The sequence below is a fragment of the Actinomycetospora sp. genome (assembly GCF_055612215.1).
The window spans coordinates 1-4,286 of the sequence record NZ_JBVPVA010001002.1 but is presented as its reverse complement, the minus strand read 5'-3'; the positions used below and the strand labels follow the sequence as shown (position 1 = coordinate 4,286).

The window sequence follows — 4,286 nt, the reverse complement described above, 5'->3', positions numbered from 1 at the left end:
GATGTCGGTCCACGACGCGCCGGAGCGGCGGGCCTGGTCGACGAAGTGGCCGATGAGGTGGTCCGCGACCTCGCCGAGGTGCTCGGCGGCGAGCACGGCGTTGCTGAGCTGGTCGAGGGCGTCGTCGTTCACCGCGGTGATCGCACGGATGAGGTCGTCGAGCCGGACGGGGATCTGCGGCGGGGGTGGGGTGCTCATGTCGTCCACTATGGGTTGACGATCGGTCGACCGTCAACCCGGAGATGACGATTACCGTGCTCACCCCGCTCCGCTGAGCACCGTCCCCCGGACCTCGACCCCGGCTCCGTCCAGCGCCTCGAGCATCGTCGTCAGGTCCACCACCGGCGTCCCGCGCCGCACCACCAGGACGACCGCGTCCCCCGACCGCCCCAGCTCCACGGCCGGCCGCGCGCCGGGCTCCCCGGGGGCGTCGACGACGATCCGGTCGTAGCGCCCCCGCAGCGAGCCCAGCACCCGCGCGACGTCCGCACCGTCCAGCGGCGCCGCCCCACGCTGCGCCGCCGTCCCCGCGGGCAGCACGTCGATCCCGGCGCGCGACCAGCGCTGCACCGCCCGGTCGAGGTGCGCCGCTCCGGCGATCACCTCGCGCACCCCCGGCGTCGGGTCCGCGACCCGCGCCACCGGCGAGGCCGCCGACCCGGGCCCGCTCTCCACCAGCAGGACCCGCTCCCCGTCCGCCGCCAGCGCCACCGCCAGGTCCGTGGCGACGGAGACCGTGGTCGCCTGCGGTTCGACGGCGAGCACGACGACGACGCGCGCCGCGGTCGCCTCGGCACGCACCGCGTCGGCGAGGTCGCGCACGGCCCGGTCCCGACGGCGGACGGGGTGGCGACGGCGGGCGCGGTCCGGCACGGGGGTGAGGACCGCGGGGTCCCGCGGCGTCCCGCGTGGTGCCGGGACGAGCCCGAGGACGGGGCGTCCCGCGTGGCGGGCGAGCGCCTCCGAGGATGAGACGCCCCGGCCCCACAGGCCCGCCGCGACCAGGCCCGCGAGGAGGCCCAGGGCGCCGCCGGCGCCGAGCACGGCCGCGGGCGCGGGCCGGAGGCCGACGTCCCGCGGCGGGTCGGTCGTCACCCCGACGGTGGACCGCGCCGTCCGCACCGGGGCGCCGTCCGAGGACCGCGACGACGCCGCCCGCCGGTCCAGCACCGTCCCGACCGCCTCCACGACGACCGCGGCCTCGCCCGGCGTGTCCGCCCGAGCCCGCACGTCGAGGGTGCCGTCACCGGGCACGACTTCGACGGCGTCCGCGATGCCGGCCGCGTCGGGCTGCCCGCCGAGCAGGGCGGAGGCGTCCGCGTCGAGCCCGGGGGCGGCCGCGAGCACGGTGGTCGGCACGCCCGGGACGTGGTGGGTCTGCGCCACCTCCGCCGCGGGCGGCACGACCGCGAGCACCACCGCCCCGGCGGCGAGGCCCAGCAGGATCCCGGCGGTGATCACCCGGAGCGCCACGACCGGATTCCCGCCGGCGTCAGGGGGTGGTGCCGGTGAGCACCCGCACCAGGCGCCCGTCGGGATCCGTGTGCACGGTGGCACGATCGCAGAACCGACGCAGGTGCGCGAGGCGCGGGTCCTCGACCGTCGCGGCCCCGGCCGCCGGGGTCCCCGACGGCGGGGTGCTGCGGCACTCGGTGACGACGGCGGCGGGCGCCACCCGCACGTCGAGCACGTGGTGGCCGGGCCGCAGGTCCGAGCGCAGGTCGGCCCCCGAGGCGAGCAGCATCGCCTCGTGCGCGGCGAGCACGAGCGCCTCCGCGCGCTCGGGCTCGACGCCCACCTCCGCCGCGATCGCCGCCACCCGCTCGCGCAGGGTCGACAGCGCGGCGCCGTCGGGCACCGGCACCGTCGCCACCGACGACCCGAGGACGCCGCCGGGCACGGGGGAGGTGGCGCTCGGCGGCCGGAAGGCCGGGTTGCGACACAGGCCGACCTCGGTGAGCAGCCACGCGTGGCTGCGCAGCGCGCGGGCGTGCTGGACCGGGTCGTCGGGGTCGTAGACGCAGAGCACGGTGGCGGGCTCGTCGGCGAGCAGCAGCGTGATGGTGTCCTCGGCGAGCTCACCGTCCGGCGTCGGATCGTCCGCGCAGACCCGCCCGAGGAGCAGGCTCGGCGCGTCGCGGGGCAGGTCGTCCAGGCGCCGCGCGGGCGGGATCGCGGCCACCTCGGCGGGGGCGGGGAAGCCGATGCGCTCGTCGTCGGGCAGGTCGTCGAGGACGTCGCGGAAGGCACGCACGCCGCGCCGGTCCAGCACGATCCGCACCGCGCCGCCGGCTGCGAGCGTCGCGCGGACCTCGGGGTCGGCGCGGCGGGCCAGCTCGTCGGGGTCGGCGCAGAGCACCGCCGCGTGCCGCAACCCCGCGGGCGGGGCGCCGGTCGTCACGGCCGGTTCCCGTCGACGACGACGAGCGACGCCGGGCGCTGCAGGACGTCGAGCAGGCGGCGCAGCAGCCGCGGCGGGTCGTGCAGCACGACGCGGCGGCACTCGGGCTCCGCGCGGGCGGCGTGGACCAGCAGCTGCGCGCAGGCCACGTCGACGAACCCGACCTCGGACAGGTCCACGTGCAGGTCGTCACCGGTCACCTTCTCGCGCAGGGCGCCGGCGAGCGCGCCGCCGAAGCGTTGCGCGACGTGCGCGTCGAGGTCGCCCCGCAGCCGCCAGCCCCCGTCGTCGAGGGCGACGTCCCACCCGACGTCGACGACGTGGCGGTGGTGCACCTCCAGCGACCGGAAGACGTGGACCTCGTTCTCGACGGAGGTGTCGAGCTGGCAGAGCACGCGCAGCGGGGCCCGCGCGACGAGCGTGTCGTAGCCGCCCTCCTGGCGCGCGAACTCGGCGATCTCGGTCTCGTCGACGAGCTCGCGCCGCGAGCTCTCCTGGGTCATGGCCACCGACGGCCACCCCTCGCCGAGGGCCCGCTCGAGCTCCTCGGCCTGCAGGCGGTGCAGGCCTTCCGTCGTGCCCTCGCAGCGCTCGATCAGCGCGGGGAAGTCGAGGAACTCCAGCTGTCCCGAGCGCAGCGCCTCCCGGGTGCGCCGCGTGCCCTCGGGCCCGGCGATCCAGTGCTTCTCGACGCGCCCGTCGTCACCCAGCCAGCCCTTGTAGTAGACCTTCGCGCCGAAGGCGAGTTCCCGGTCGACCCACGCGGCGGTGCCCACGCGCTGCGAGTGGCCGCTGTCCGCCACGTGCAGCGCGTGCGCGCGGGGTGAGCCCACGTCGGCACGCGGGCCGGCGTCCACCGTCATCGAGTGGCTCCCGTCCGTCGTCCCCCGACGTCCTGACCGTCATTCTGCGTCGCCCGACGGGGGATCTTCGACCCGCGGACGGCGATCGTGTCGCCGGACGCCCGGAGTTCACTCGTTACCGAGCAGTGGTCACACAGCGTGAGCGTGACTCAGTGCCCGGGGCCGTCCTCGTCGGTCCAGAGCCCGTCCCGTTCGTAGAGCGGGCGCAGCCCGACGAGGTGGTCGCGCATCGCCTCCTCGGCGGCGTCGGCCTCCCCGGCCGCGATGTGGTCGGCGATCACGCGGTGCCAGTCGTCGACCCGGTCCCACTCCGCGGCCTCGACCCCGACGCGGCGCAGGCGCGTGCGCAGCACGTCGTTCACCGGCTGGCCCATCATCGTGATCATCAGGTTGCCGGTGGCCATGAGCACCGTGGTGTGGAAGTCGAGGTGCCCGACGAACCCGCTCGGGTCGCGCGGATCGCGCGGCGCGCCGGCCGCCCGGCCGATGGCCTCGACGGTCTCGGAGTCGGCCCGCTGCGCGGCGAGCCGGGCCGCGGCGGGCTCGAGCAGCAGGCGGGCCTCGAGCAGGTCGTGCAGGCGCAGCTGCGGGGTCATGACGAGCACGCCGAGCGCGCCGCCCACGTCCGCGACCACCTGCGAGGGGTCGGGCGAGGCGACGAAGGAACCGCCCTGCACCCCGCGGAGGGTCTCGATGAGGTGCTGGCTGGCCAGCACCCGCAGCGCCTCGCGCACCGTGCTGCGGCTGACCCCGAAGGCGCGGCTGAGGTCGGCCTCGTTGGGCAGCCGCTCGCCGGCGGCCAGGGTGCCGCCGACGATCTGGGCGCGCAGCTCGTCGGCCACCTGCCGGTAGGCGGGGCGCACCCGCTGGACCCGCAGGTGCGCGGCCGGGACCGGTCCGGAGGACCGCTCGGCGGCGCCGCCGCCGGCGGACGGGGCGCTGCCCGCGGCCGGGGGTCGGGTGGGGGCCATCGAGGTCGATCACGCTCCGCGGGAGTTCGGCGCCGCGTCACGCGGGAGTCC

General features: G+C 77.3%; 4 protein-coding genes and 1 pseudogene. All 5 read right to left on the bottom strand.

Annotated features, from left to right (window positions below; translation table 11 throughout):
• A pseudogene (locus AC0CYZ_RS27165) lies at positions 1–198 on the bottom strand (Clp protease N-terminal domain-containing protein); the annotation flags it as partial.
• Positions 199–258: 60 nt separating this feature from the next.
• Positions 259–1,473, bottom strand: a complete 1,215-nt coding sequence (locus tag AC0CYZ_RS27160) for a P-loop NTPase family protein (protein WP_472221178.1) — start codon at positions 1,471–1,473, stop codon at positions 259–261.
• 19 nt (positions 1,474–1,492) lie between these two features.
• Complete coding sequence (locus AC0CYZ_RS27155) at positions 1,493–2,401, bottom strand: hypothetical protein (protein WP_472221176.1); 909 nt, start codon at positions 2,399–2,401, stop codon at positions 1,493–1,495.
• A complete protein-coding gene (locus AC0CYZ_RS27150) occupies positions 2,398–3,264 on the bottom strand; it encodes an STAS domain-containing protein (protein WP_472221174.1) in 867 nt (288 codons plus the stop codon). Before AC0CYZ_RS27150 ends, AC0CYZ_RS27155 begins: the two co-directional genes overlap by 4 nt.
• 149 nt (positions 3,265–3,413) lie before the next feature.
• Positions 3,414–4,235 carry a FadR/GntR family transcriptional regulator gene (locus tag AC0CYZ_RS27145; protein WP_472221172.1) on the bottom strand — a complete coding sequence of 274 codons (822 nt, stop codon included), beginning with the start codon at positions 4,233–4,235 and terminating at the stop codon, positions 3,414–3,416.
• Positions 4,236–4,286: the final 51 nt, after the last annotated feature.

Coding starts and splice junctions, on each gene's coding strand:
- AC0CYZ_RS27150 (WP_472221174.1), bottom strand. CDS start 3,264: ATGACGGTGGACGCCGGCCCGCGTGCCGACGTGGGCTCACCCCGCGCG.
- AC0CYZ_RS27145 (WP_472221172.1), bottom strand. CDS start 4,235: ATGGCCCCCACCCGACCCCCGGCCGCGGGCAGCGCCCCGTCCGCCGGC.